The organism is Paraburkholderia sp. BR10936 (assembly GCF_040965735.1).
Classification (GTDB): domain Bacteria; phylum Pseudomonadota; class Gammaproteobacteria; order Burkholderiales; family Burkholderiaceae; genus Paraburkholderia; species Paraburkholderia nodosa_A.
In genome coordinates this window covers 1-26147 of record NZ_JBFRCM010000011.1, presented here as the reverse complement: position 1 = coordinate 26147, position 26147 = coordinate 1, and the positions used below count along the sequence as shown (strand labels likewise).

Annotated in this window: 23 protein-coding genes and 1 pseudogene; 7 read left to right on the top strand and 17 right to left on the bottom strand. The window is 62.1% G+C overall.

Annotated elements, in window-relative coordinates; genetic code table 11:
- Positions 1 to 20: 20 nt before the first annotated feature.
- Positions 21 to 3335, top strand: a complete 3315-nt coding sequence (locus tag AB4Y36_RS22405) for an adenylate/guanylate cyclase domain-containing protein (protein WP_368684104.1) — start codon at positions 21 to 23, stop codon at positions 3333 to 3335.
- 37 nt (positions 3336 to 3372) lie between these two features.
- Here the strand turns inward: AB4Y36_RS22405 and AB4Y36_RS22400 are convergent, their stop codons facing one another.
- From AB4Y36_RS22400 to AB4Y36_RS22365, 8 genes are all read right to left on the bottom strand, one after another.
- The gene (locus AB4Y36_RS22400) at positions 3373 to 4158 is read right to left on the bottom strand and encodes a DUF899 domain-containing protein (RefSeq protein ID WP_368684103.1); all 786 of its coding nucleotides are present in this window, start codon (positions 4156 to 4158) and stop codon (positions 3373 to 3375) included.
- 190 nt (positions 4159 to 4348) lie between these two features.
- Complete coding sequence (locus AB4Y36_RS22395; protein WP_368684102.1) at positions 4349 to 5764, bottom strand: aspartate ammonia-lyase; 1416 nt, start codon at positions 5762 to 5764, stop codon at positions 4349 to 4351.
- Complete coding sequence (locus AB4Y36_RS22390; RefSeq protein WP_368684101.1) at positions 5742 to 6743, bottom strand: LysR family transcriptional regulator; 1002 nt, start codon at positions 6741 to 6743, stop codon at positions 5742 to 5744. Before AB4Y36_RS22390 ends, AB4Y36_RS22395 begins: the two co-directional genes overlap by 23 nt.
- A gap of 76 nt (positions 6744 to 6819) precedes the next feature.
- Positions 6820 to 8181, bottom strand: coding sequence for an MFS transporter (locus AB4Y36_RS22385; protein ID WP_368684243.1), 1362 nt, complete (start codon positions 8179 to 8181; stop codon positions 6820 to 6822).
- A gap of 308 nt (positions 8182 to 8489) precedes the next feature.
- A complete protein-coding gene (locus tag AB4Y36_RS22380) occupies positions 8490 to 9578 on the bottom strand; it encodes an asparaginase (RefSeq protein ID WP_368684100.1) in 1089 nt (362 codons plus the stop codon).
- Between the two features lie 281 nt (positions 9579 to 9859).
- A complete protein-coding gene (locus tag AB4Y36_RS22375; protein WP_368684099.1) occupies positions 9860 to 10384 on the bottom strand; it encodes an AAA family ATPase in 525 nt (174 codons plus the stop codon).
- Between the two features lie 695 nt (positions 10385 to 11079).
- Entirely contained in the window at positions 11080 to 11532 is a 453-nt protein-coding gene (locus tag AB4Y36_RS22370; RefSeq protein WP_368684098.1) for an SgcJ/EcaC family oxidoreductase, read from the bottom strand.
- A gap of 29 nt (positions 11533 to 11561) precedes the next feature.
- On the bottom strand, positions 11562 to 11813 hold the full coding sequence (locus tag AB4Y36_RS22365) for a hypothetical protein (protein WP_368684251.1): 252 nt from the start codon (positions 11811 to 11813) through the stop codon (positions 11562 to 11564).
- 151 nt (positions 11814 to 11964) lie between these two features.
- On the opposite strand from AB4Y36_RS22365, the gene AB4Y36_RS22360 reads away from it, so the two are divergent.
- The 3 genes from AB4Y36_RS22360 (at position 11965) to AB4Y36_RS22350 (ending at position 13989) form a co-directional block, all read left to right on the top strand.
- Complete coding sequence (locus tag AB4Y36_RS22360; protein ID WP_069262399.1) at positions 11965 to 12471, top strand: GNAT family N-acetyltransferase; 507 nt, start codon at positions 11965 to 11967, stop codon at positions 12469 to 12471.
- A gap of 236 nt (positions 12472 to 12707) precedes the next feature.
- On the top strand, positions 12708 to 12935 hold the full coding sequence (locus AB4Y36_RS22355; protein WP_069262027.1) for a hypothetical protein: 228 nt from the start codon (positions 12708 to 12710) through the stop codon (positions 12933 to 12935).
- Between the two features lie 232 nt (positions 12936 to 13167).
- Positions 13168 to 13989, top strand: a complete 822-nt coding sequence (locus AB4Y36_RS22350) for a DUF4377 domain-containing protein (RefSeq protein ID WP_368684097.1) — start codon at positions 13168 to 13170, stop codon at positions 13987 to 13989.
- A 242-nt stretch (positions 13990 to 14231) separates the two neighbouring features.
- Here the strand turns inward: AB4Y36_RS22350 and aroE are convergent, their stop codons facing one another.
- The 5 genes from aroE to AB4Y36_RS22325 are packed head-to-tail and all read right to left on the bottom strand — an operon-like array spanning position 14232 to position 18086.
- Complete coding sequence (aroE, locus tag AB4Y36_RS22345; protein WP_342946021.1) at positions 14232 to 15068, bottom strand: shikimate dehydrogenase; 837 nt, start codon at positions 15066 to 15068, stop codon at positions 14232 to 14234.
- Positions 15069 to 15074: 6 nt separating this feature from the next.
- On the bottom strand, positions 15075 to 16286 hold the full coding sequence (locus AB4Y36_RS22340) for a CaiB/BaiF CoA transferase family protein (RefSeq protein ID WP_368684096.1): 1212 nt from the start codon (positions 16284 to 16286) through the stop codon (positions 15075 to 15077).
- Positions 16286 to 16744, bottom strand: a complete 459-nt coding sequence (locus AB4Y36_RS22335) for a MaoC family dehydratase (protein WP_368684095.1) — start codon at positions 16742 to 16744, stop codon at positions 16286 to 16288. The genes AB4Y36_RS22340 and AB4Y36_RS22335 overlap by 1 nt, the downstream gene beginning before the upstream one ends.
- Before the next feature lie 2 nt (positions 16745 to 16746).
- Positions 16747 to 17139: a VOC family protein gene (locus AB4Y36_RS22330; protein WP_069262032.1), complete on the bottom strand. Its 393-nt coding sequence runs from the start codon at positions 17137 to 17139 to the stop codon at positions 16747 to 16749.
- The gene (locus tag AB4Y36_RS22325) at positions 17136 to 18086 is read right to left on the bottom strand and encodes a ketopantoate reductase family protein (RefSeq protein WP_368684094.1); all 951 of its coding nucleotides are present in this window, start codon (positions 18084 to 18086) and stop codon (positions 17136 to 17138) included. Before AB4Y36_RS22325 ends, AB4Y36_RS22330 begins: the two co-directional genes overlap by 4 nt.
- Before the next feature lie 106 nt (positions 18087 to 18192).
- On the opposite strand from AB4Y36_RS22325, the gene AB4Y36_RS22320 reads away from it, so the two are divergent.
- Together AB4Y36_RS22320 and AB4Y36_RS22315 are read left to right on the top strand one after the other, a co-directional pair.
- The gene (locus tag AB4Y36_RS22320) at positions 18193 to 19098 is read left to right on the top strand and encodes a LysR family transcriptional regulator (protein WP_069262034.1); all 906 of its coding nucleotides are present in this window, start codon (positions 18193 to 18195) and stop codon (positions 19096 to 19098) included.
- A 141-nt stretch (positions 19099 to 19239) separates the two neighbouring features.
- Positions 19240 to 19527: a DUF1330 domain-containing protein gene (locus tag AB4Y36_RS22315; RefSeq protein WP_342946016.1), complete on the top strand. Its 288-nt coding sequence runs from the start codon at positions 19240 to 19242 to the stop codon at positions 19525 to 19527.
- 176 nt (positions 19528 to 19703) lie between these two features.
- Here AB4Y36_RS22315 and AB4Y36_RS22310 read toward each other — a convergent pair.
- Both AB4Y36_RS22310 and AB4Y36_RS22305 read right to left on the bottom strand, forming a co-directional pair.
- Positions 19704 to 19838: pseudogene (locus tag AB4Y36_RS22310) on the bottom strand (RidA family protein); the annotation flags it as partial.
- A 71-nt stretch (positions 19839 to 19909) separates the two neighbouring features.
- The gene (locus tag AB4Y36_RS22305) at positions 19910 to 22849 is read right to left on the bottom strand and encodes a GH92 family glycosyl hydrolase (protein WP_368684093.1); all 2940 of its coding nucleotides are present in this window, start codon (positions 22847 to 22849) and stop codon (positions 19910 to 19912) included.
- Between the two features lie 365 nt (positions 22850 to 23214).
- On the opposite strand from AB4Y36_RS22305, the gene AB4Y36_RS22300 reads away from it, so the two are divergent.
- The gene (locus tag AB4Y36_RS22300) at positions 23215 to 23559 is read left to right on the top strand and encodes a cupin domain-containing protein (protein ID WP_368684092.1); all 345 of its coding nucleotides are present in this window, start codon (positions 23215 to 23217) and stop codon (positions 23557 to 23559) included.
- Between the two features lie 139 nt (positions 23560 to 23698).
- Here AB4Y36_RS22300 and AB4Y36_RS22295 read toward each other — a convergent pair whose 3' ends face one another.
- Together AB4Y36_RS22295 and AB4Y36_RS22290 are read right to left on the bottom strand one after the other, a co-directional pair.
- Positions 23699 to 24103: an SRPBCC domain-containing protein gene (locus AB4Y36_RS22295; RefSeq protein WP_368684091.1), complete on the bottom strand. Its 405-nt coding sequence runs from the start codon at positions 24101 to 24103 to the stop codon at positions 23699 to 23701.
- Positions 24104 to 24965: 862 nt separating this feature from the next.
- Positions 24966 to 25619, bottom strand: coding sequence for an isochorismatase family protein (locus tag AB4Y36_RS22290; protein WP_368684090.1), 654 nt, complete (start codon positions 25617 to 25619; stop codon positions 24966 to 24968).
- Between the last annotated feature and the right edge of the window lie 528 nt (positions 25620 to 26147).

Sequence of the window (26147 nt, the reverse complement as noted above, 5' to 3'; positions counted from 1 at the left end):
ATCGCATCCAGGCGGCGAACATGGATATTGAGCAATGGCTGCACGCCCTGGGACTCGAGCAGTACGCGCAAGCGTTCGCGGCTAACGATATCGATCTCTCGCTGCTCGCGCAGCTGACCGACGCGGATCTGCGGGAACTCGGCGTGCAGTCGCTCGGCCACCGCAAGCGCATCCTCGCTGCCGCCGCGCCGAACCCGCCAGCCGCGGCTTTGCCCGTGGCGCAAACGGCGGTCGCCCCCCACGCGCTGGAGATCCCCGCGGACGAACGCCGGCAGGTCACCGTCCTGTTTGCCGATCTCTGCGGCTTCACCGCGCTTTCGCGTACGCTCGATCCCGAGGAGGTGCGCGCGTTGATCGGCCGCTTCACGGCGCTCGTCGACGGCATCGTGCTCGCCTGGGGCGGGACGACGGACAGGCATATCGGCGACGCGGTGATGGCGCTGTTCGGCGCGCCGCGCGCGCACGAGACGGACACGCTGCGCGCCGCGCGCGCGGCGCTCGAGATCCATGAGGCGCTGACGCCATTGAGCCTGCAGGCGGCACGCACGTTGCAGGCCCATATCGGCATCGCGAGCGGCGAAGTCGTCGCCGGCGCGCTCGGCTGCGTCGACGCGCGCGACTACACCGTCACCGGCAGTCCGGTGAACCTGGCCGCGCGCCTGCAGGTCGCAGCGGCGGCCGGCGAGACCTGGCTCTCCGATGACGTGGCGCGCGCGCTCGGCGACGCCGCCGTCTGCGACGCGCTCGGCGAGCAGTGCTTCAAGGGCATCGACACGCCAGTGCGCGCATGGCGGCTGCGCGCGATTTCGAGCGACCCGGCGAGCGAATCGGCGAAGACGGGTCAGAGCCTTTTCGTCGGACGCGAGGCCGAGCTCGAGCAGTTTCACGGTATCGTCCGCGCGTGCGTCGCGAGGCGGGCCGGCCACATCGTCCATGTGCGCGGCGAAGCGGGCATCGGCAAGACGCGTCTCGTCGACGAGATGCGCCGCCATGCGCAGTCGCAAGGCTTCGAGATCCATCGGGGCCTCGTGCTCGATTTCGGCGTGGGCAAGGGGCAGGATCCCGTGCACACGATCGCCGGCAGTCTGTTCGGTCTGCCGGCCGGCGCATCGAGCGACGCGCGGCGCGCCGCCGCCGCGCGGTTCGCCGCTGAAGGCAGCCTCGAGGCCGGGCAGCATGCGTTCCTCCACGACCTTCTCGACCTGCCGCTCGCGGACGAATGGCGAACCGTCTACGACGCCATGGACCACGGCGCGCGCAAGCGCGGCAAGCAGGCGCTCGCCGCGAGACTGACCGGCGACGCCTGCAGGCGGGCCGCCACGCTGATCGTCGTAGAAGACCTCCATTGGGCCGAGCCCGAAATGCTCGACTATCTCTCGGCCTTCGCCTCGGGCATCGCGAACGGCCCGGGCCTGCTCGTGACGACCTCGCGCGTGGAAGGCGACCCGATCGATGCGGCGTGGCGCGCGCGCTGCCGCGACATCCCGTTCGCGACGATCGACCTCGGGCCCTTGCGCCAGGACGAGGCACTGAGCCTCGCAGGCAACTTCATCGACGCGACGCAACGGGTCGCGCTCGCCTGCATCGAGCGCGCGGGCGGCAACCCGCTGTTCCTCGAGCAGCTCTTGCGCAACGCCGAGGAAGGCAGCGGCAACGCCGTGCCAGGTTCGATCCGCAGCCTCGTGCTCGCGCGGATGGACCGGCTCGCGCCGCGCGACCGTCTGGCGTTCCAGGCGGCTGCCGTGATCGGGCAGCGGTTCGGCATCGCGTTGTTGCGGCGGCTCATCGACGACCCCGGCTACGTCTGCGACGGCCTGCTCGCCAATGCGCTCGTGCTGCCGGAGGGCGAAGAGTTTCTGTTCGCCCACGCGCTGATCCAGGAGAGCGCCTATTCGACGCTGCTGCGTGCGCGCCGACGCGAGTTGCACCGCTGCGCGGCCGACTGGTTCGCGCACGGCGACCCCACGCTGCACGCCCAGCATCTCGACCGCGCCGAGGACGAACGCGCGCCGCAAGCCTACCTGGCCGCCGCGCTCGCGCAGCGCACGGCGCACCTGCTCGAGGCCGCGCTGCGCCTCGCCGAGCGGGGCCTCGAGATTGCGCAGAGCGAGACGGACCGCCACAGCCTGAGCTGCTGCAAGGGCGAACTGCAGCGCGACCTCGGCGACATCGCGGGATCGATCGCGACCTGGCGCGCGGCGCTCGCAGCCGCCCCCGACGACGCCAGTCTGTGCCGCTGCCAGCTAGGACTCGCCGAAGGCCTGCGTGTGAGCGAAGGCCTCGACGAAGCGCTGGACCTGATCGAGGCTGCGCAGCGGATCGCGGAGCGCGATGACCGGGTGGCCGAACTCGCGAGCCTTCACTATCTGCGCGGCAACATCTACTTTCCGCTCGGCAAGATCGATGCCTGCAGCACCGAACACGAGCGCGGGCTCGACTATGCGCGGCGCCTCGGCCTGCCGGAGGCCGAGGCCCGCGCGCTCGGCGGCCTCGCCGATGCCGCCTACGCGCAAGGGCGGATGCGGACCGCGTTCCGCCATTTCAGCGATTGCGTGGCGTTGAGCCGCGAGCACGGGTGCGGCCGGATCGAAGTCGCCAATCTGTCGATGCAGGGCTTCAGCCGCATCTATCTGAACGAGCCGCGGCAGGCGCGCGAAGACGCCGTTGCCGCCGTGCGCGCCGCCGCGTTGATCGGGCAGCCGCGCGCGCAATTGCTGGGCGAGACGCTCGGCGTGTTCGCCTGCTACGAGCTAGGCGATATGCCGGCTACGCAGGTCCATCTGGAGCAGGAAAAGCGCGTGATCCGGCAATTGGGCGCGCGCCGGTTCGAAGCGCAGAACCTGGAAATGCAGGGACGTGTCTGGCTCGCCGATGGACGCCGCGGCGAAGCCGTCGATGCGCTGCGCGAGGCGCTTGCGATCTCGCGCGAGGTCGGCACGCAAGTCTCCGCGCCGAAGAATCTGAGCGCCCTCGCCCGCGCAGTCGACGAGCATGACGAGCGCACGCGCCTGCTCGCAGAAGGCGCGGACCTGCTGCGCCTCGGCACGGTCGGCCACAACCATCTCTGGTTCTACCGCGACGCGATCGAGGCGATGCTGGCGGCCCGCGATCCGGCCGGCGTGCTGCGCTACGCGAGCGCATTGGAGGACTACACGCGGCACGAACCGCTGCCCTGGGCCGAGCTGTTCGCGGCACGCGCACGCGCGCTAGCGCGCGTCCTGCAGGCACCCGCCGACGATGCCGCGCGTGGCGAGCTCGCGCGCGTGCGCACCGTGCTGCTGCAGACCGGCTTCCAGCAATACCTGGCTGCCGTCGATGCAGCGCTTGCTGCTTGAGGCATGCATACGGCCGAACACGCTTCGCCCAGGGCGTTCATTCCTTGTGCTCTTTGCGGAACGCAGCCTCGCCTGCATCCGATACCTCGACCCACTTCTTGTCGGGCGGCGCGTCTGCGGTGTAGCTGTCGTGCCAGTTCCACCACTTGTAGGTTGGGGTCTGGGGATAGCCCTCGGGCGAGTCCTCCCAGAGCTCCTGGCGACCCAGCGGCGTCATGTCGAGGTAGTCCCAGGTGCCCCCCATCTGTTCATCGCCGCGATTGTTGATGAAGTACGTACGGAATACGCGCTCGCCATCGCGGTAGAACACGTTCGTGCCGTGCCACTCGTCGACACCGAAGTCGGCGTCGAAGCTATCCGTAATGGTGAACCATGGCATCTGCCAGCCCATGTGCGCCTTCAGTCGCGCGATGTCGGCCTGAGGCGCACGCGAGACGAAGACGAGCGTCGTGTCGCGGGCGTTCAGGTGAGCGACGTGGGCGACCTGATCCGCCACCATCGAGCAGCCCCGGCAGGCGTGCTCGGGCCACCCGAACACGCCCGGTTCGAAGAAAGCGCGGTAGACGATCAGTTGACGCCGGCCGTCGAACAGATCCAGCAGACTGAGCTTGCCCGCGGGACCTTCGAATGCGTAGGCCTTCTCCACCGCCATCCAGGGCATTCGCCGGCGCTCGGCGGCCAGGGCGTCTCGAGCCCGGGTCAGCGCCTTTTCCTTTACTAACAACTGCTGGCGCGCTGCTTCCCACGCTTGCGATGAGACGACCGGTGGAGTGGCCATGGCGGGCTGGCCGCCTTTCCTTCCGTTTTCGGCTGATGAACTCATGGCTTTTGCGACCTCCTGAGTAGGGCAAATTCCTGCGGCGCGATTGCGTCCGCTACGCGTCGCTCATTGGGTGACATGAGTAGTTTGCTACCGGAAATCGGAGGTTGGGAGTAACAAGTGTGGCGGTATTTCGAGGGCGTGCTGAGTGCGGTCGCCGGGCCGGGTCCAGGTTGCCTCAATCCAGGGTCGATTACCTCGGCTCGAATACCGGGTACGAGGCCGTATCGATCAGCGACAGGGTATCGTCGCGCGAAAGCAGCCCGGATTCGTCGAGAATCTGCACGAGTGGCCGACCTTCCGCAACCGACTGTCGCGCCAGCTTGCTGACACGAGCATATCCAAGCTTCGGCACGAGCGCTGTGGCCACAGCCATCGAGTCCATCAGGTGTCGCTCGTTGCATGCACCGTCGGCGGTGATGCCGGCGATACACTTCTGCGTGAATCTCTCGATGCCGTTGGTCAGCAGCATGATGCTGTCGAACACACGGGAGGCCACTACGGGCTCGAAGTGATTGATTTCCAGTTCTCCATACTGAACCGCCTGAGCCACAGCGACATCATTGCCGATAACGGCAAAGCTCAACTGGATCATCGCCATCGGCAGCACAGGATTCACCTTGCCCGGCATGATCGACGAGCCGGCCTGCGCCTCCGGCAAGCGCAACTCCCCAATTCCGCCCACGGGACCGGAGGAGAGCACCGTCAGGTCCGATGCGATTTTCGCAATGGACGCCGCACAGGTGCGAAGCTCACCCGAAACGCGCGAGAACACGTCCATGTTCTGCATCGCGTCGAACGAGTTTGCCGGCGCGACATAGTCGACGCCTGCGATATCCGCGAGGTGCCGGTAGACCGCAGTTCGATACCCGGCCGGTGCACCAAATCCCGTACCGATAGCCGTACCACCGAGCGGCAGCGTACGCAGCTTGTCGCGAACCGCCATCAGTTCTTCCGCGAGACGTCGTGTGAGCGACGCGTAACCGCCGAAAAGCTGACCGAGACGCATCGGCTGCGCATCCTGCAGACAGGTACGGCCGAGGTGAAGGACGTCGGCAAACTCGATAGCCTTCTGATCGAACTGCGCAGCCAGTTTTTCCACTTCCGCAATGAGCGGTCCGAGCATTGCGTAGGTCGCAATCTTCAGCGCAGCGGGATACACGTCGTTCGTGGACTGCGAGCGGTTGACATGATCGTTGGGATGGATCACGTCGTACGAGCCCGGAGCGTGACCCAAAAGCTGCTGCGCCCGATTGGCGATCACCTCGTTGAAGTTCATGTTCGTCGACGTTCCACCCGAGCCCTCGAGCAGATCGACGATCAGTGAGTCACGAAACTTGCCTTCGATGATTTCCTGACACGCGCGGCTGATTGCGTCGCATTGTTCCGGCGTGGTGACATCGGTGTCCCGGTTCGCGAGCGCGGCCGCCCATTTGCACTGCGCGAAAGCCACCGCGAACGCCGGGTAGTGAGCAATGCTGAGAGGAGAAACCGTCAGATTGTCGACGCCCCTCACCGAGTTGACGCCATACAATTTCTCGACCGGAATTTCGACTTCACCAACGTAATCGCGTTCGGTACGCGTTTCAGCTTTGGCTTGACTGTTCATTTGAGTTCCTGTTTCCAATATCAATCAGTTGTTCAATTTCCTGACCGAGAGCCTTTTTCACTCGCGGGAGGAACGATGTTTTGATCACTTCGGACGCCGTGTCGCATGCATCTTCGAAAAACGCGCTGTATTCGTCGCGCCGCGCTACCAGATACAGCGACCGTTCGAGGCCCAGTCTGTCGACAACGTGGCGAGTCACTCCATCCGCGTAAGCCGCACCCTGAAGCAGACACATCGGCGAGGTCACGGCCCAGCCGATGCCTTCGGCCACCATCGATGTCAGCGCGTCGGCGTTGTCGAGCTCGAGCCTCGTCGGCGTACGCACTTCAATTCGACGCAGATAGCGCTCGATCTGCATGCCGGCCTGCGATTTGCGGTTAAAGCGCACGATGGGCAATGCGTCCGCCAGGGCCCGGATGTCCTCCACGGTGCGGACCGACTTGCGGAAATCCCGCGGCGTGATGACAAAGTACTTCTCGGAGAGGAGCCGGAAGCGCACTACGTCATTGGCGTCGATCAACGCGTCGCTCGTGACGATGAGGTCCAGGTCGCGCCGCAGCAGCGCCTCGCCTTGCTGCGGGCTCAATCCCGTACGGATCGACAGTTGCGATACCTTCTCCAGCAGCCGCTTCGTAAGAGCCGAGCCGCAGGTAGCCGCGAACGAGTCGACAAACCCGATGCGAAGATCAGGCTTGATGCCACGCCCCGCTTCGACGACCTGGGCCTTCAGATTGGCGATCTCCTCGCTGAGTACCGCTCCGCGGTTCCTCAATGCGATGCCGTATGGCGTCAACGCGAGCGGACGGGTCGTGCGATTGACCAGCACGACCCCCAGTTCGTCCTCCAGCTGGCGGACGATCTGCGAGACACCCGATTGGGAAACGCCCATGCGTGCGGCCGCCCCGGACATGCTGCCTTCCTCCGCGACTGCGACGAAGACCTGCACCGCATACATATCGATCGGCTTGTTGAGCGACACGATGGACTCTCCCATAATTACTGTCAGCAGACGTTGCCACGAGTGCGCCAACGTGGGAGCGCCACACGCCAGGCCTTCAGTGGCGATGTCCCGCTGTATGCAGGCTCACGTTCGGTGCGCCGTCCACCGCCGGCTCGTTGCTGCCCTGACCAGAACCCATATCCGAAAGACTCTCTTTGCCGGTTTCCGGTGCGAACAAATGACAGAACACGCCGCCGAACACCAATACGGCCACGCACACGCCGAGCGCTGCGTGAATGCCAACCTGTTGCACGGCCACGGGCAGGAGAAACGTACTGATCGCGGAACCGAACCGGCTGGAGGCAACGGCCAGCCCGACGCCTGACGCGCGCAGGTGGGTCGGGAAAAGCTCTGGCGGATAGACGAATTCGAGGTTCGCGGCGGCCGAAAGAATACAGGCGAAAATGCCAAATGCGAGGATTGTGCCGAGCGGACCGAATCCGGCGTAGGCGAGCACCGCCAGCCCGATCGCTGCGAGATAGAAGCTACCAATGAGAAACGCGCGGCGCGAGAGTCTGTCGACGATTAGCAATCCAAAGATCGCTCCGGCGAACAGCAGCACGTTATAAACGAGTCCGCCGACAAAGCCGTCCTTGACCTGCAAGGCTTGCAGTACCTTCGGCGAAAAGGTACCGAGCGCAAAGTATGGAATGACCTGGCACGTGTAGAAAACGCAGCCGACCAGGGTGTTCTTTCTCCAACGGGCCGAGAACAGTTCCGACCACGCACCACGACGTTGCTCGGGCGCGGCTGTCGGTGCGGGCAGAATAGTCTCCGCACCGAACTTTGCACGGATGATCTTCAGTGCCTCGTCCTTCCGGCCGCGCTTCATCAGCCACATGGGCGACTCGGGTACGCCGAGCCGGAACGGGAGAATGAGCAGTGCCGGCAGTCCACTCGCAGCCAGCATGATCCGCCAGGCGTCGGGGCCGATATCGCGAATGGCAAAGCCCGCGAGATACGCGCAGACGTAACCCGCTGCCCAGGCTGCTGCGAGCACACTCAGGAGACGGCCGCGATAGCGGCGTGGGGAAAACTCCGTGACGAGCGATTTGCTTACGACGTAGTCGGCGCCGAGAATGAAACCAAGCAGCACGCGCAACACCAGCAGCTGGGTCGGCGACGTCACAAAGAATTGCGCTGCAGAAATCGCCGCAAACAGCAGCATGTCGAAGGCGAAAATGGTGCGCCGGCCATATCTGTCCGCCACGGGCCCGGCAAACATGCTGCCAAAAAACAAGCCGGCAAGGGACGCCGCACCGAGTGCGCCCATCCAGAGCGCGTTCAGGTGCAGCGCTCCCGCCGCCATGCTCACCGCGATGCCGATGATGCCCAGCACGAAACCGTCGCTGAACTGTCCGCCTGTGCCGCTGAACGCCACGCGCAAGTGGAAACCGCGCAGCGGAACGTCCTCCATCAATATCGGCTTGCTCACTTTCGTCTCCTGGACTCTGGTTGTCAGCGAGGCGCCTGCCTGCGCCTTCTGAAACCAGTGTAGGGACTCGGATTCAAGAAAACAGCATATCCGGTGTCAGTATCAGCAACTCTAATACTATGTCACGCGGAGGTTGAAGTGGAGCAGTTCAACGTACGCCAACCGGTCGAGGCTCGAACCGGGGCCGGCTTCGGGCCTCACGGAACGACATGCGGCGCGGCGGTGTGCTTTGGCAGCACCGTCGCGCCTGAACGAATCATCTTCACCGGCCCTGAGCCGGCAAAAGCGATTCAAAACTCGTGGAGCAATGCCTGGATACTCGCCGGATCTTTGGTCGTCGTCAGCGCGAGCATCAGCAGAATGCGGGCCTTTTGGGGGTTCAGATCGTCACCGAGAAGACCCACATAGGCCGGATCTTCCGGTATGAATCCGCCCCCTGTGCGGGACGAGCGGACCACAATCACCCCCTGGGCGATCGCCTTCTTGATGGACGGAAGAGTGAGAAGCGATTCGCTGCCTGCTCCAACGCCTGCGACGACAATGCCCTTTGCTCCGTGCGCGACTGCGGCGTCGTAGATGTAGCCGCCGTCATTCTGATAGCCGTAGACAATATCGACTTCCGGCAGAGAATCGAGCTTCGACACGTCGAATGGCGTTGCAGTGGTATTGCGTTTCAGCACGGACGTTTCGAAGTGGGGAACCTCGTCCACCAGCGTGCCCAGGTAGCCGGCGTCGTTTCCCTTGAACGTATCCGGTGTCGTGCCGTTGGTCTTCGTGGTGTAGCGAGCCGAGCCGATCCGGTCGTTCAGCACGATCATGACGCCGTGGCCACGCGCCTCCGGCGAGGCCGCAACCGTGACTGCCTGCAGGAGGTTGCTCGGACCATCGGCGCTGATGGCCGTCGACGGACGCATCGATCCGGTGACTATCACGGGCTTGTCGCTCTTGACGACGAGATCGAGAAAATAGGCCGTTTCCTCGAGGGTATCGGTGCCGTGAGTCACCACGACACCTGCGATGTCCGGCTGAGCGAGAAGCTGATTCACGCGCTTCGCCAGTTTCAGGAGGATATCGTTGGTGATGTTCTCACTCCCGACATTCGAAATCTGTTCGCCGGACACCTGTGCAATCTTGCCCAGTGACGGGACTGATTTGAGAAGCGCATCGGCCGTCAGGACGCCGGGCTTGTAGCCCGTCGTCTGCGTCTCACTGCCCGCGGTACCTGCGATCGTGCCACCGGTTGCCAGCACCGCTACGTGGGGCAGTTTATCGGGGGATGTGGATTGCGCCATGGCCGGGGCCACTGAGAACAGGCAGAGTGCAAGCCCGGCTAGAAGCCGGCCTAAGTCGTTGCTCATATGAGCGCGGTTGTGTTTCACGGGATGTCTCCAGATTGGAAGAGTGAAACTCTGGATAGCCATCGAGATTGGCGTATCGCTGAAGACGAGTGTAGTGACACATTCAGGAAATCAAATCAGGCGCGGGCCATCATTAAGGAAACTGATAGTGCGGTGCACGGAAGATGAAGATGTGCGCATTCCCCGCGCTGCTCGCGGATGCGTAGTCTCGACGCACAAAAAACAGCTGCGTTGCGTCCAAGCGGTTGTTGAAGCCCTCGTGCGATCCCCTGATGTCCAGGAGAAATGTATTTTCTCGAACGCTAAAGCAATCGCCCCTCTGGAGATGACATCGAAAGGCGGTGGATGATGGCGTCGACGGCCTGCTCGACAGAAACGTTAGCTGTGTCGACAACGAGATGCTCAGATTCCCATGCTTCATATTGGCGTTCAAGCACGCTCTTCCACGTCGGCAGCTTGTGGCCCGGAATATCGGCTCGCCGTCCCTCGACCCTCAAACGGTGCGTCGTCGTATCAGAACAAACCAACTCAATCTCGAAGATTTGAACACCGGCTTCGAGCGCGACACTTCGCCAGGCGCTGCGCGTCATATGCAACGCGTTGACCGAGTCGGCGACGACGGTCAAACCAAGGCGCAAATTATCTTTCGCAACTCCATATCCGGCCAGATATCCGGCAGGTCCGATATCCGCCGCTGCGCCCGCGGCCTCGATGAATGCCTGTTCCAACGTATCGATGCGCAGATAGACCGCGGCCAGTTTGCGAGCAAGTGTTTGCGATATGGTTGTTTTTCCGGTGCCCGGTAGTCCCCCGAAGGCAATCAGCATTTTCGACGCTCTCAATATTCGAATATTGGCTGATTGTCGCAGGATTTCTGTCGCGACTTCCAGTGTCCGCTCCTGGCGGATCTCTGCTGCCCGCCGCAGCTCAGGCGTGACGGTCGTCGTGCGGCACACCCGCGGCCGTGGGCCCCGACAATTTGCAGACAGTGTCAGGAATATCCGTGACGCGGAGGTAATACCTTGCGAGCGGTCGTTGAGAGGCCGAGCAAGCGAGGGGCCGGAGTCTGTCGGGACAGTGCCATCGCTCCCGGCCCGCTTTCGAAGTGTCGGTACCTGAGGTGTTGAATCAGTTGTCGTCGCTTCTGGACGGGAGATGCTCGTGAGGCTCGGGCTCTGCCGCGTCGGCGTCAGGAAGGTCGTCTGGGGCCGGATTTTTCAGGCCCTTTGGATCGGGCTGCCGCGTTGTGCCGGCGGAGGTTGGCGCGGGGTTGAGGGGGGTGCCGGTCGGCTCACTGGATGGATTCGACGTCATGATGTGCTCCTGCGCTGATGAATACATCTCCCGATCATGATAGTACGCCTGGTCGCCTTAAGCCGATGCCCTGATTCCGGTTGGACTTACTGGCTTTGCCAATCTTTGGCCATCGCCGACGAATGAGCGACGGCACAGAGTCGCTCAGCGACCGTTGCACTGCATGCTCGACGGAATTGCCAGATCGAGTGAGACGATTCCTGCGACCTCAGCGTGCCACCGGGGACAGCGTGTTGGCGTCGCGGGCCAGAAGCCAGCGGCCATCGGGCTGTTTGCGGTATAGGGTCATCCGATGACCGGCCAGCTCCGTTGCTTCTCCGCCGGCGCGCGGTGTCACAGATAAGGAATCCCGGCACAGTGTGTAGGCGACTTCGCCGACGATCACGACCTCTTCCAACTCGCTGATGCAGCGAATCCGAGATTGTTGGTGGGCGGCCGAGAAGCCGACGTGGAATCGCTCCCGACCGATGGGCGCTCGACCCGGATTCAAAAACACGACATCGTCCGCCATCAAGGTGAGCAAGCGGAAAAGATCGCCCGCGTTGACTGCATCAATCCAGGTTGTGTGCACCTCACGAATAGCGCGTTCATCGGATCCCATCTGGAACCTCCATTGCCAAAACAGTTCGATTACGACGACCATCAGGGCGTCGGTCAGCATCGATCGCCATCCAGGTCGGGAGCGCGGCATTATCCGAGGCTGTCGAACTTCCCGGTCTGAGGATAAATGGTTTCGCCGCGATTCAGCATGCCGATGAACTCCTCGATCTTGCCCACCGGCGTTGCGGGCTTTTTGGCATTCCGCATCCGAAACAGGATAGCGTAGGGGTTGCAGGCGACGAGGACGCCTGCTTGCCCGGTCACCATCAACTTCCGGGCGAGCCTGCCGTTATAACGGTGCAGCAAACCGAAGGGCACGGCCCCTTCTTCTTTCAGGGTCATGTCGACGCACTCAAGCGTCAGCCAGCAGCCAGTACGGCTCGCGCAAGAAACGGGGCCGGACGTGAGTAAACCGCAGACAATCATCAGCAGTGTTGAGCCGGCATGGCTTCATACTTTCGCGCCGCGCGGGCTCCCACTCCCGAGCATCCTGATGGCCACAAAGTCGAGCCCCGTTCTAATTCGCCCGACCTCGGAAGAAGACTGGCAAATCTTGAAGACGGTCCTCCTTGCCGCGCTGCTTGACAGCCCAACGGCGTTCGGTCTGAATTACGCCACCGCGGCTGCGTATAGCGAGCAGCAATGGCGCGAATGCGCTTCAGGTCAGACGCAGCCGCAATATCTGGTAGCCATGGTGCAAGGGCAAGCAGTCGGTCTTATCGGCGATGCGATAAGCCGCACGCGCGAATACAACCTGATTGCCATGTGGGTTCATTCGAAGTGCCGGGGTTTGGGAATTGCAAGTCGCCTGGTCAATGCAATCCAGGCGCGCGCGATTGAACGCGGACAGCGAAGAGTCGTGTTGAGAGTCTCGCCAGACAACGCCCGCGCTGTAGGTCTCTATCGCCGACATGGTTTCCGGTTCTTGCCCGAACGAGAAGCACTAGCCAATCAGCCGGGCATCAGCGTGCAGAAAATGGAATGGAATAGCGGTGGCTGACTGTCGGTGCGATATCTCATCGAGAGGGTCCAGACAGGCAAAACCGGGGATGGAAACGCCCTTGCTGGATTCGCGGCTCATCGGGTCAGCCGGCGTGCAGATGACTCGATCCTTGCGCTAGTATGGAAGGGCAAAAGATGCATCGAAGACAGCGCGCCGGCCCGGTGCTGACGTCACCTGCCCGCTTTGCCCTGGTATTCAGCCGCTAGCATCGCCGCGTTCAGACGGAGGTCGACATGAACGAACAATCCGTGCTCGGTATCATCCATGCGCAGGAACTACTGATGGTGTCCCTCATCCGCGTACTCCCGCCCGACGAGCGGCGCAAAGTTTCCGAGGAGTTCCACCGCCAGGTCGAGCTAGCCGAAGCGCCGCATCTGAGTGACGGCCATCACCGCGAGATGACCGAAGCGTTCAAGGCGCATATCCGCAAGCTGTCGATCTTGCTGGCATCGTTGAGTTGATCGGGCCGACGTTCGCGCCACCGTCAACAGCCAAGAAACGCGCCCGTCATGCACTGACCGTCGCCGCGTTCGCCCGGGCGTGGCGAGCCACGCCCGATCCAATGCGCCACGCCCCGTGGTTGTATCATTCACTAGCTCTTCTGGTCTCCCCATTGGCAATCGGACTACGTCGCTAGCTTTTTCAACGCGACAAGCTGCCTGAAACATCCACCGAACCAGCTGAGGTACCGCCGTGAAATGCAACCTGCTATTTCTGCTCCTCGCCCTTGCCGCATGCTCGCAAATACCCGACGCGCAAAGCCCGGCGCCTTCAACGAGCGCGTCGACTGCTGCCGGCGCGAGCGCGGTACCGGCGATCGAACCTGGGATACTCAGTCAGTATCACTGGCAACTCAGCGACGCGTTTGACAGCAAAGGCATGCGCATTGATGCGTTGTTTGTCAGTGCAGAAAAGCCCGTGCAACTGGACTTCAGCGCCGACCGGCTAAACGTAGTCAATAGCTGCAACAATATGGGCGCCAGTTACAGTGTCAAGAAAGGACGGCTGCAGATTGGCCAGATGGTGAGCACCATGATGGCTTGCCCTGACGCCGCTCGCGCCGCCCTCGACGACGCCATTGCCAGGCGCCTGCATGGCAGCCTCGACGTGAGCCTGCTGGCCCGTGGCGACACCCCCCGCATGCAACTGGTTACGGATAGCGGCGACACGCTGACATTTATCGGCGTGCCCACTGCTCAGACCCGTTTCGGCGGCGCGGGTGAAACGACCTTCCTCGAAGTGGCCGCGCAATCGGTGCAGTGCCACCATCCGCTCATTCCGGACAAGCAATGTCTGCTGGTGCGTGAGCGCCACTTCGACGAGCACGGTTTGCCAACCGGAACACCTGGCGCATGGCAACCGCTGTATCAGGAAATCGAAGGCTATGCCCATACGCCTGGAATGCGCGATGTACTGCGCGTCAAGCGCTATACCATCAAGAACCCGCCCGCCGACGGACCAGCGATTGCGTACGTGTTGGACATAGTGGTTGAATCGGAAAAGGTGGAGAACTAGCTTTCCCGACCTGTCAGTTTCAGCACTCGGCCTTTCACCACCGGCATTCCACCCGGATCAGTCGGGCTAGTCCTGCGCAATCCACCACAACCGCGCAGGCAAGTTCGACGATGGTGACGAGCCCTACCGCTCCCGGGTGCTGCAACGCGTGATCGCCAGGGGCATCCTCCCCAAGGGCACCAAGCTGTCCCCGCTGGATTCTCTTCCCCCAGGTGTTGCGAATCAGGCGGATTACAGCGCGCTCAGTCGAGCGGCACGGTGAGGCGGTCGATGACCGCGGCCGTCAACGGTCGAACGCCGCGCCACCATGCAAAGGCTTCGGCCGCCTGTTCGACCAGCATGCCCACGCCGTCGGCGACACCGTGTACGCCGGCGTTGCGCGCGAGCCGCAGGAACGGCGTGAGCCGCTTTCCGTACGCAAGTTCGTAGGCAGTGCCCTCCGGGCTGAACACGCCCGGAGGGACGGGTGGCAGGTCGCCCGTCAAGCTTGCTGACGTCGCGTTGACCACAAGGTCGAAGCGGCCTCGCGTCGCGAGATCACCATAGCCGCAGGCGCGTAAGCCCGTACCGCGCGAGCCGACCTGGGCGACCAGCGCGCAGCCTTTGGACACGTCGCGGTTGGCGAGGACCAGTTCGGCGGGACCCGCGGCGAGAAACGGCAGCAGCGCGCCGCGCGCTGCGCCGCCCGCGCCGAGCATCAGCACGCGTTTGCCGGCGAGCGGGACGCCAAGATTGACTTCGATATCGCGCAACAAGCCAATGCCGTCGAAATTCTCGGCAACGATCCGGCCGCTCTCGAACTTGAGCGCATTGGCGGCACCCGCCAGTGTCGCGCGCTCGCTGCGCGCGTCGGCGAGCGCGAAGGCCTTGAGCTTGAATGGTGCGGTGACGTTCATGCCCTTGCCGCCATCCGCAGCGAACTGGCGCACGGCCCTCGCGAAGCCATCGTCAGGGTCGAGCGGACCTTCGATTGCGACGTAGGACATCGCCTGTTGCGTCGCTTCGGCAAACAGGCGGTGAATCAAGGGTGATTTCGTGTGTCCGATCGGGTGGCCGATCACTGCATACGGGTCAGTCATGGTGTCTCACTTCGCGTAGAGAACGCCTTCGCACTGCATCGCGTCGATCTCGGCAGCGGAAAAGCCGAGCGATTGCGCGACCTCCGTGTTGTGCTGCCCGAGATCCGGCGCGACGTCGCGAATGGTCGTGTCGCAATCAGAAAAGCGGAAAGGCAGGTTGGGCAAACGCAGCGTTCCATAGCGCGGGTGATGCTGCTCGACCACCATGCCGCGCGCCTGGATCTGCGGATCGTCGAGCACCTCGTCGATGCGCTGCACCTTTGCGCAAGGCACATCGATGCCATCCAGCAGTTCGAGCACCTGCGCGACGGGCCGCGCGGCGACCCACGGCTGCACGACAGACAGAATCGCCTGCCGGTGCGTGTTGCGGCCGACGCTATCGTAGAAGCGCATATCGCTGCCGAATCCGGCGGGCCCGCCGTGCGTTTCGATCAGCGCGGCGAGGCGCTTCCACGCGTCGTCCACCTGTGCCGCGATCACGAGGTCGCCGTCCGCGGCGCGAAACACGCCATAGAGCGTCGAGGTCGGCATGTCGTGCCCCGTCTGCTCCGGCAGCACGCCTCGAAGCGTGTAGCACTGCACCGCGTATTCGTGCATCGAGACGAGCGTGTCGTAGAGCGCCATGTCGATGTGCTGGCCGCGGCCGCTCTTCTCGCGTCCGAGCAGCGCCGCGTTGATCGCCGCCACCGCGTGAATGCCCGTGTACATGTCGCCGAGCGAAATGCGCAGCAACGGCGGCGGCTCGCCCGGCGTGCCCACCATCTGCATGATGCCGCTCTTCGCCTCCGCGATCAGCCCGAATCCGGCGCGATGCGCGTCGGGGCCGGTATGGCCGTATGCCGAGATCGAGCAATAGACGAGGCGCGGATTGCGTGCGGATAACTCGGCATAGCCCAGTCCGAGCTTGTCCAGCGCGCCGGGACGGTAGTTCTCGACGAACACATCCGCCGAATCGCACAAGCGGCGCATGAACTCCTTGCCGCGCGCATCTTTCATGTTGACGCTGACGCCGCGCTTGCCCATGTTCAATTGCAGGAAATAGCCGCTTTGCTGGCCGTCCAGCACGGTCGCGTGCTGGCGTCCTGGGTCACCGCTGCCCGGACGCTCGACCTTGATGACTTCGGCGCCGAGCGCAGCGAGACAGCGGCCGACGTAGGGACCGGCGAGGAAGTGGCTGTAGTCGACCACGCGAATGCCTTCGAGAGGACGGCCCTGCATCAGTACGCTCCCGGCCGACGCGGCACCATCAGACGATGTTCGCCGCGCTGAACCACCTGGTTATCCTGATTGATCAGTTCGGAGGGCAGCACGGCGATGCCCCAGCCAGGGCGGCTGTTGCTCGGCCGCATGGCGCCGACGCGAAATTTCACGTGCAACACATCGTCGACCTTGATCGGCAGCAGAAAATCCCACGTCCACCCGAGCGACATACCGGGCAGAAAGCGATAGTCGCTCTGTGTCTTGAGGCCGTCGGCAATCGACAGACCGAAAAGCCCATGCGCGACCAGGCAGCCGAAGTGGCTCGCTTTGGCGTATGCCTCGTCCACATGCACGGGCGTATGGTCGCCCGTGAGGTCGGCGTAGGCGAGGATGCGTTCCTTCGTCACGGTGTAGCTGGGGCTCACGCACTCGTCGCCTTCGCGGGCGTCGTCCCAGTACTTCTCGATGATCGTCATGCTTACGCCTCCGCGCGCGGGTTGATGGTCAGCGCCTGCGCAACACAGGACGCGGGTTTGGCTTGAATCAATTCGACGGCGAGGCCGCCGGGCAGACGCAGCCAGTTGCGCCCTTGCGGCATTTCGCTGACGTCAAAGGCATGGGCCGCCGCCAAAGCGGCTTCGAGGTCTTCGCACATGACGCCCAGATGCGCGAGGCGCCCTTCGGGGCCATCGTGTTGCGGCGCATGAATGAACTGAAGACCGCCGAGCGTCCAATACTGGCGCGGCGCGTCGACGGTGCCGTCGACTTCGCGCATGGTCATGCCGAGCACGTCTTCGAAGAAGCGGATATGCCAACGGATGTCGTTCACCCAGATCGCGACATGCTCCAGGTAAGCCTTCGAGCCGCTCATGCCGTCGTCTCCTTGCGCGCTTCATCGGCCATCGCGCGCTCGATGCCCTTGATGCAGGCCACCAGCGTCGCGTTGACGGGCGTCGGCACGCCGAGCCGTTGTCCCCAGCGCACCACCGAACCGTTGATGAAATCGATCTCGGTGACCGAGGCTTTTTCGAGGCTTTGCAGCATCGACGTCTTGAACGCCGGAGACAGACCTGCGGCCGCGAGTGTCCAGGCCTGCTCGGGGTCCGTCATCGAGAGCCTGATGCCGGCCGCCTGTGCCGCCGCTATTGCCTCGGATACGGCCGCGAGGGCCGTCGCTTTCAGCAGCGGCTCGTCATAGAGCTGGCCGTAAGTGAGGCGCGTAATGCCGGTAATCGCGCCCGTAGCGACGTTGACGAGCAGCTTGTCCCACATCGTGCCCATGATGTTGTCGCTGACGATGGTCAGCAGCCCCGCTGCGTTGAAGGCCTCGGCGATCGTCTTCGCACGGCGCGTGAGTTGGCCATCCAGTTCGCCGATATACGTCGCCTTGCCGGTGACACCCGACTGGATACGCCCCGGACCGCGCAACACGCCGCCCACATACGTCTTGCCCGCCAGCACGCGCTCGCGGCCCACGATATCGGCGAGCACGTCTTCATGCCCGAGGCCGTTCTGCAGCGACAGCACGAGCGTTTCGGGCCCGATCAGCGCGATTGCGCCGCGCATCGCCGCATCGGTGTGGAAGGACTTGACCAGCACGATCACCACGTCGGCTGCCCCGATTTCGCTCGCCTGGATCGCCGCGCGCACTGCGATGCGCCGCGTGCCTTTATCGTCGTCGACCTGCAGACCGTCGCGGAGCATCGTTTCGACATGGACGGGCGAACGGTCCAGCAGCCAGGTTTCGTGGCCACCTTCCGTGAGCGCGGCGCCGATCGCGCAACCTAGTGCACCGGCGCCGAGAATTGCAATCTTCACAGGGTTTCTCCTTGAGGTATAGGCACACGATAGGAGTCGCCGCTCATATCGACAATGCAATGACTACAATGACGTCATTGCGCCAGACAATAATGCTCGCTACGCCATGATGCCGACCGATTTGCCTGATCTGAAGCTGCTACAGCTGTTCGACCTTCTGTATGACGCGCGCAGCGTCACGCGCGTTGCCGGGCAACTGGGGCAAAGCCAACCCACCATCAGCATCTGGCTCGGGCGCCTGCGTGAGTATCTGCAGGACCCGCTTTTCATCCGCACCCCCGGCGGCATGGCGCCGACCCCGCAGGCCGATGCGCTGATCGGGCCTTGCCGCGAGATTCTCGAATCGCTCAGGCGCTTCGCCGCGTGGGAGATCACGTTCGATCCGGCGACCGCGCAGCGGCGCTTTCGCATCTGCATGACGGACGCGAGCCACATCACGCTGCTGCCGAGACTGCTCGCGCACGTACGCGCCCAGGCGCCCGGCATCCGGCTCGAGGCAGCGGGAATCGACGGCAACACGGAACGGGCGCTGGAGTCGGGCGAAGCCGATCTGGCTATCGGCTATGTGCCCTGGCTAAGCGGCGGCATCTACCAGCAACAGCTTTATCAACAGAATTGGGTGTGTCTGACGAATCGGCACCATCCGCGCGTTCGCGCGCGGCTCGGTTTGAAGCAGTACCGCTCGGAGGGACACGTCGCGATCGAATCGGGCACGGGTGCTCAATTGCTCGAACAGGCGCTGGCGCGCGAGCGGATCGAGCGTGACGTCGTGCTGCAGCTGCCCGGGTTCCTGGGGCTCGGCACGATCGTCCAGACAACCGATCTGATTGCCACGCTGCCTCGCCACATTGGCGAAACCCTGGCGCAGGCCAACGATCTGGCAGTCCATTCGTGCCCGATTCCCGTGGATGGTTTCGCCGTCCGGCAACATTGGCATGCCCGGTATCATCACGAGGCCGGGAATCGCTGGCTGCGTGGCGTGGTCCTTCAGCTGTTTGGAGTGTCGCCGTGAAAATGACACTAAGGCGCCGTCGATCCGGCAGCTCTCTCGACCCGTGATGGGACGACATCTGTGCCGACACGGCGTATCGAGGCCCGATACGATTTCATGGCATCATCGTGCGGACCTTCACACAACCTGAGGAGCGACACGATGGCGACCTATATTGTCTTCACGAAGGAAAGCACGCAGGATCAGAGTGAGCTCGATATCTACCAAAGCAAGGTGGGTGCGACCTTCAAAGGTCATCCGGTCAAGATTCTCGCTGCCTACGGACCACAGCAGGTTCTCGAGGGCGAAGCGCCCGAGGGTGTCGTGATAGTAGAGTTTCCGTCGACTGAGGCTGCGCGTGCGTGGTACGACAGCCCGGCGTATCAGGAAGCCGCGCAGCACCGCTTCAAGGGCGCGCGCTATCGCGCCGTTCTTGTCGAAGGCGTGTGACAATCTCGACGTAACCATCGATGTGCATGCGCTCGCCTGCCATCGCGATGAGCTGCCCTCGTTCGCGGATTCCGATGTCGTTGCCCGTCTCGTGCGTGCGTCTGGCGAAAGGACCTCGCCCTGTATAGCGTTGCACGAGCCGCCACATTGCGGTCTCCGCGGGCTGGAGACATTCGAAATGAATTCTTCGCTGCGCCTGCCACGAAAGCGTCAGTAGCCGTCGCGTAGTAAACGAGCGAAATCACGTCAGTCATTTGCCCACCCATCGCCGCCAGCACGTCGCGAATATTCTCGAGAACCTTGCGCACCTGTAACGCACCGAACGGCGACCAGACATCTGGAAGATTCACGTTGGGCGCCGCCTGCGCGACGCCCAACGTATTCAAGGCGCTGCCGCGATACCGAACACGTGCAACTTGCCTTCGCTGGACTGCCTTGGCAATGTCACGCTCGCCACCAGCTTGCCGGGTGTCAGCGGCACCGACTGCGCAAACAGATAAGTCTTGACGCCGTCGGTCGAACCGTTGCCGCCATTGCGATACCCGGTGGTCAACGCGATCGGGTCCACCGGCGCCGCGCTGCCTCCATTGAGAGTCCAGTCGTCAAGGGCGAGCGTGAACGGCGTGGTCGTCCCGTCTGTATAGGTCACGAGCGCGGCTCCCGAGCCTGGGCCGTTGTTGGCCGAACCCAGCAGAACCAGCGAGTGACCGGTCGTGCCGGGCGGCATCGCAATCGTCTGTCCTACCGCCACCGCGTTATCGAGCGGTCCATTCGACAGAACGAAGCTTGCTCCGCCGACAACGAACGGCTTGCCCGGCGCGGCGCCGGCCGCAGCCAATGCAGTCGACGAGTAGCTGAACAGAGAGCCGTCGAAATCCGAACCGAGGCCGTCGGTGTCGGTGCTGCCGTCGGCGCTGATGCCGTGGTTGTTGAAAGCATCCGCCACGTTGCGCGCGACCGGCACCCCGTAGGACGGAGGCGCATCGGCCGGGTTCGCGCCCCACTGCGAAGGTGACGAACCCATCGCAAAGTTCAGCGTCGCGCCATTGGCGAGTGCGTCAACGTCCAGCCAGGAACGATTGTGAGCGCTGCCATTGACGGTGAGCCCCTGCACATAATTCGCGCTGGGCGCGCCGGGTGCATTGATGCGCAACGTCTTGCCGTTGCCGAGATGAACGACGATCGAGGAGAATTGCGGGCTGCCGATCGCAAAGCCCCCGACGCCCGGGATCTCCGGATAAAGGCCCAGCGCGCCCCACACATACCAGCCCGACACGGCGCCCAGGTCGTCATTGCCGGGCAAACCGTTCGGCCCCGTGCCAAAGGCGCTCGCCATGATCTGCTGGACGACATTCTGCGTGCCCGATGGCGAACCCGCCCAGTTATACAGCCAGGGCACCTCGAAGGTCGGCTCGTTGCCCATATAGAAGTTGGGCAGCGTCGTCCCCGCATTCAGCACGGTAAAGAACGTGTTCAGCCGCGACACCACCGGCGTATTTCCGCCCAATTGCGCGAACAAGCCAGTCGGGTTGAACGGCACCATCCATGTGTACTGCTCAGCGTTGCCCTCCACGTAGTTGTCGGTGCTGCCCTGGTTCTCCGGAATCCACGTGCCGTCGGAGTTGCGTCCGGCAATAAGAGGCGGCGTCAGGGAAGTGTTGAGCAGGTTCTGCCAGTAGCCCGAGCGGCTACGCAGCATTTTCTGGATCGCCGTGTTGCCCAGTGCTCCGGCAAACTGTGAGATCGCGAAATCGCTGCTGCCGTACTCCAGCGTGGACGAAGCCTGCCCCCATTCACCGTTCGTGATGTAGCCGAACTGTAGATAGCTGGCGCGCCCGCCGTTGGTCGTCACGCCGTTGCAGGCGGTGCCGGGAATGTTGGCCATCTGGATCATATGCCTCAAGGCGCCCGCCGTATCGAACTTGCGCGCACCGAAGGCATACGCGCCCGCCACGATAATCGAGCCGGCGTCGCCCGGCATCACGCCGTCTTCGACGTTGTCATTCACCCAATGTGGAATTGCCCCGCACTGATCCGCATCGTTGACGAGCGACTGCGCCATATCGCTCGTTTCCTCAGGAAACAGCGTGGCTTTGAGCGGTATCAGCGAACGATAGATGTCCCAACCCGAAAAGCTGGTGTACTGCGCAGCATGGCCAGCGCTGACCTGATGGACCTTCTGGTCGAAGCCGATATATTGGCCATTCACATCGCTGAATACGCTCGGTGCCCATGATGCGTGATAGAAGGCCGTGTAGAACTTCGTCAACGCCGTGGTATCGCTACTGCTCACCTGAATGGTGTTGAGGCGCTGATTCCATATCGCATCGGCAACCTTCTTGACGCCATCAAAATCCCATGAAGGATTTTCTGCCTGGAGATTATTTTTGGCGTTTGCGATGCTCACATATGAAATGCCGATTTTCATCAATACTGTGGCGCCTTTTCCAAAATTCATCACGGCAACGCCATTGTTAAAGGATGATGTCTTTACAAATGGCTGACTGAACTCCGCATAGAAGTACACCGGAACATTCGTTGAATTACCGCAAAAGTGGCCTCCCGTGGAACTGCCCGAAATGGTTCTCGCGTCGACCTGCGCGACCGAACCGGCTACGCTCGTCTGCGTGTTTGTATACGTCGTGTTGAGCACGAGCGTCGAAGGCTGATTGTCAGGATACGTGAAGCGGCCAAAGCCGGTACGCAGGGTTGCAGTCAACTCGACCTTCACCTGGTTATCGAGCAGTACCGCATAGGCGCCCGCTACCGACTTCTCGTTGGTATGGCTAAACGTCTGCGCGAGCGGCCTGGTGGCATCGAGCGTCGGCATGACGGGGAATTCGCCGTCATTTCCCGAACAACCGGCACCGCTCATATGTGTGAGACTGAAACTCTGGATCGAGCCGATGTCGTAGTAGTAACCGGCCGGCGAACCGGGCTCCGCACTGTTCGAGGGAGCCGAGGTGGTATTCGTATCGGGTGCCCACTGCACCATGCCGTTCGGCAGGCCCGCCGCGGGTACGACACTGCCAGCCTGCCCTGCTGGCACGGGGTTGGGAGAGTTGCTGGCCAACGTGCCGATCAGCGGGTTGACATACCGCGTCAATTGCATGGTGCCATGATCGGAAACGGGAATTTGCTCGGCGGCAGCGACAGCCGCGTTCGCACTGCTGGAGCCGGTACTGGAACTAACCTGAGCTGCTGCCTTGAGCTGGTCAGCCGCGACAGCGGCGGAGCCGGACTGGCCTGGACTATCTCCTCCACAACCCGCCAAAGAACCAATGATGATCATGGCGGCCGCAAGACGGCGTAAATCTATCATGGCTGTCTCCTGAGTATCACTACGCGTATCTGGTTTTGTTTAGTTATCCTGTTTATCCATGTGGCATGTGGTATCTGGCTGGAAGTCATGCTATACGAGACATTTGAATCGCGTCAATTGATTATCTGTTGGCGTTTTGTGTTTATCAGAAATTACTAAACAAGTGAATTCATGACGCAACTTCACGTGTTAGTCGCTGCGCATAATCGGTCCAACATGCAGGAGCATCTTCACATGCGACGACGACTGAATTCAGGCGTGTCATATTTTCACGCAACCGCGCATCTTCGCTAAAAGTGCCGGAACGGTGGCAGGAACACTCGATGCGTGGCGTTCTCATCAACCCCAAAGGCAGGAGCGAGCACATGATTGAACCTACTGACTTTCTGGCCATGACGACTGCCCTACGCGACGGTTATCGCAATGAGGTCGTCACGACGGTCAACGATCACGACATTCATGTCAGCGCGATGGAGGTGCCGTACTTCTGGCATTTTCATCCCGACTCCGATGAGACGTTCATCGGAATCGAGGGCGTATTGCTCATTGACTTTGAAGAAGGGACAACGGAGTTGCGCGCGGGTCAGTTGCTGACCATCCCCGCAGGCGTGCGCCACCGCACGCGCCCGGGCGGTGCACGCTCGATCAACCTGACGGTGGAAAGAGCCAATGCCACGACGATCCGCTGTGACGCACCCCGGGAAGGGTGACTTCATTGCCGTTCGAACGGCGGGGCAATCGATGCCTCAGGCCTGTCCGGCAAATCGAAGTCGCTGGTAGGACTACCAGGTAGTACGCAGCGGCAATAATAGGCGCTGCACTAGCGACAAACGCCCGCGCCATCGCGCCTCATACGCCCAGAACGTCCTGAAGCCGCTGAATCACGTCCGGCCATCCTTTGCCCATGCCCTGGAAGGCTGCCTTGCCGAGCGGCGAATCGAGGTCGAAGCCCTTGTGCTCGAGTGACAGGCGGGTACCGCTTCCTTCGGGTTCGAGCCGCCAGGTGACCGTCGTGTTCAGCGTGCCGGGTGCGAACGAATAGCACAACAGCCGCTCATGCTCGACGGCGACGACCTCGCAGGGCTGCAGGCCCCACGGTCCCATATCCAGCATGAAGCGATGCCCGACAACCGCGCGCACATCGCCAGCAGCCCACCATCTGGCGTGAATCGCAGGGTCGGTCAGTGCAGTCCAGACCTTGGCCGGCGAGTGCGGAATGGAGCGAGTGAGCTGGATGAGTCCGGGTTCTGTCATTGCGTGTCCTTGCCGAGTATTTCAGTGAGTGCATCGAGGCGCTGCTCCCAATACTGCTCGAACGGATGCAGCCACTCCGAGTGTGCGGAAAGCCCGCCCCGTGGGCGTTACACCAGCACCATTGCAAAGGGTCAAATAGTGCTTGCGCTGCATCGCAAGAACTCACTATGCGTCCAAGTCAAGTATGGGATGTATCCGATTGGAGCCGGTTTTCGATCTCCGTCATAAACCATTGCGTCCGCAACCAGGTCCCCGACACTCTTCTAAATACCTCCACGCAATCGATTTCACCAGTCAATCGCCAATAACTATTAAAACGACAACAAACTCGATGCGCGCCGTGTGAACTGTTTCACTAGGGAGCAAAGCGCAACGCGAACGTCTCCCGTTCGCACGTTGCTCCCTTGCAGGTGCAGCTCGTATGGACTAACCATCAACAGAGTTCATGAATTCGATTCCCCGAATTCGCTCTCGTTGCTCGCTGCTAAATCTACTTCTTCGCAACCCAGCTGTCCGTATAGCTTCATCGCAGTCACCCAACCGTTGCTCCGACGCCAAGGTGACAAGCCAAGAAATGACCCGTTCAAGATAGGCCGGACGGGATTCAACCAGTCCCAAAACGCTCTCAAACGGTCTGTTCCGGCTGGATACTCGACAAAAACCTGCTCTTTCGAGAATGGCCCCTCGAGTAGCTCTAATCGGGGGTTCAGTCGATATTAGTCCATGGAACGCCTCGCGAATCTGGTCGGAGGTTGGTTGCTTCAGCCGAACCGCCCCTTTCGTTCGCCCAGGTGACCGGTGGCTGCGATTAAATGTGCCGTCGGAAAAGGCCGATCTCAGCAGGGCCAGAACGCTATTGAAACTATTTTTGCGTCATGGCTTTCACGACGTCCTGCGTCGTGACGACGGCATGTGCGAGAAACGCGTAGTTGACCAGCGCGGCTCTATAACCGTCGCCCCACGTCGGATGGCGGGGCCCAGCTGTGGCATCGGCGACGACGGCTACCTCGAAACCCTGCTCGATCAGATCGCGCAGATGAGCCTCGACACACATGTTGGCCAGCATGCCGCCCAGTACGACTTTCTGCACATTGTGCTTCCGAAGTTGCAGCGTAAGGTCGTTGGTCTGTGGACCGAAAACCTTGTGTGGGCTCACGACGATAGTTTCGCCATCGTCGATGAACGGCTTGAATTCTTCCAGCCAGTCGGCACCCGATTTTTCGAACCCGCTCAGGTTTAGCGCTCCTGTGCGTGCGAACGTTCCCGTCTCGAACTCGCCCGCCTCAAGCGGGCCATTAAATTGCCATCGACGGTCAGTCGGATAGAAGTAATGGGGGGAGATGAAAACACTGAACTTTCCCGCTTTCGCCGCCTTGAAGATTGCCAGCATATTTTCGACGGTCCGGTTTTCCGTCACGCTTGTGCACAGGACGCCCCAGTTCTTCCCGTTTGGGCTGAGTACGTCGTTTTGTGGATCGGTGAACACCACCGCGGTGTCGGCGGGATCGTAGTTCATAATGCGCACTCCAGTGAACGGATGACGGGACGCGTGCGTCAGAACGGCTTTGTCGGAGCGGAACTTCAACGTTGGGTCAACAACGCCGCCTGAGCAACCACGTCTACGTTTTAGTTCATCGCGCCTATTTTTGCGTTGGAGCCGCAGGTTGAGCGAAGGACGCCGAAAATGACGAGACTCGAGCGTTATGAAACGTCGACGTGGTTTTTTCCAGGGTCACGGCAAGCCGGCGTAGCGAGGTCGCGACGGTCGATAATGGCCGCCGCACATGAACTCAATTTGCGGACCGTCTTTGAAAGGGGCAAATGGCCGAAACGCGGCGAGTTTCTGCCACCCGTCACTGTCGGGCGAGCGTCGCTTCATGGCCCGACCGCCGCCGGCCGTGGACGGCTCAGCTCGACCCAGCCTGTGTGAAAACGTGTTAGTCGCCTAAACTGAATCAACGCACTGAGATCTGGGTGACTCATGAAGCGATTCGTTGAAGGCGATGACCGCAAACAGGTCGCACTACTTCCCGAATGTGTCGAT

Bases quoted from the DNA above. Each gene is read 5' to 3' on its own strand.
- AB4Y36_RS22405 (WP_368684104.1), top strand. From the start codon at position 21: ATGGATATTGAGCAATGGCTGCACGCCCTGGGACTCGAGCAGTACGCG.
- AB4Y36_RS22400 (WP_368684103.1), bottom strand. From the start codon at position 4,158: ATGAGTTCATCAGCCGAAAACGGAAGGAAAGGCGGCCAGCCCGCCATG.
- AB4Y36_RS22395 (WP_368684102.1), bottom strand. From the start codon at position 5,764: ATGAACAGTCAAGCCAAAGCTGAAACGCGTACCGAACGCGATTACGTT.
- AB4Y36_RS22385 (WP_368684243.1), bottom strand. From the start codon at position 8,181: ATGGAGGACGTTCCGCTGCGCGGTTTCCACTTGCGCGTGGCGTTCAGC.
- AB4Y36_RS22375 (WP_368684099.1), bottom strand. From the start codon at position 10,384: ATGCTGATTGCCTTCGGGGGACTACCGGGCACCGGAAAAACAACCATA.
- AB4Y36_RS22370 (WP_368684098.1), bottom strand. From the start codon at position 11,532: ATGCTGACCGACGCCCTGATGGTCGTCGTAATCGAACTGTTTTGGCAA.
- AB4Y36_RS22365 (WP_368684251.1), bottom strand. From the start codon at position 11,813: ATGACCCTGAAAGAAGAAGGGGCCGTGCCCTTCGGTTTGCTGCACCGT.
- AB4Y36_RS22360 (WP_069262399.1), top strand. From the start codon at position 11,965: ATGGCCACAAAGTCGAGCCCCGTTCTAATTCGCCCGACCTCGGAAGAA.
- AB4Y36_RS22355 (WP_069262027.1), top strand. From the start codon at position 12,708: ATGAACGAACAATCCGTGCTCGGTATCATCCATGCGCAGGAACTACTG.
- aroE (WP_342946021.1), bottom strand. From the start codon at position 15,068: ATGACTGACCCGTATGCAGTGATCGGCCACCCGATCGGACACACGAAA.
- AB4Y36_RS22340 (WP_368684096.1), bottom strand. From the start codon at position 16,286: ATGCAGGGCCGTCCTCTCGAAGGCATTCGCGTGGTCGACTACAGCCAC.
- AB4Y36_RS22335 (WP_368684095.1), bottom strand. From the start codon at position 16,744: ATGACGATCATCGAGAAGTACTGGGACGACGCCCGCGAAGGCGACGAG.
- AB4Y36_RS22330 (WP_069262032.1), bottom strand. From the start codon at position 17,139: ATGAGCGGCTCGAAGGCTTACCTGGAGCATGTCGCGATCTGGGTGAAC.
- AB4Y36_RS22320 (WP_069262034.1), top strand. From the start codon at position 18,193: ATGATGCCGACCGATTTGCCTGATCTGAAGCTGCTACAGCTGTTCGAC.
- AB4Y36_RS22315 (WP_342946016.1), top strand. From the start codon at position 19,240: ATGGCGACCTATATTGTCTTCACGAAGGAAAGCACGCAGGATCAGAGT.
- AB4Y36_RS22305 (WP_368684093.1), bottom strand. From the start codon at position 22,849: ATGATAGATTTACGCCGTCTTGCGGCCGCCATGATCATCATTGGTTCT.
- AB4Y36_RS22300 (WP_368684092.1), top strand. From the start codon at position 23,215: ATGATTGAACCTACTGACTTTCTGGCCATGACGACTGCCCTACGCGAC.
- AB4Y36_RS22295 (WP_368684091.1), bottom strand. From the start codon at position 24,103: ATGACAGAACCCGGACTCATCCAGCTCACTCGCTCCATTCCGCACTCG.
- AB4Y36_RS22290 (WP_368684090.1), bottom strand. From the start codon at position 25,619: ATGAACTACGATCCCGCCGACACCGCGGTGGTGTTCACCGATCCACAA.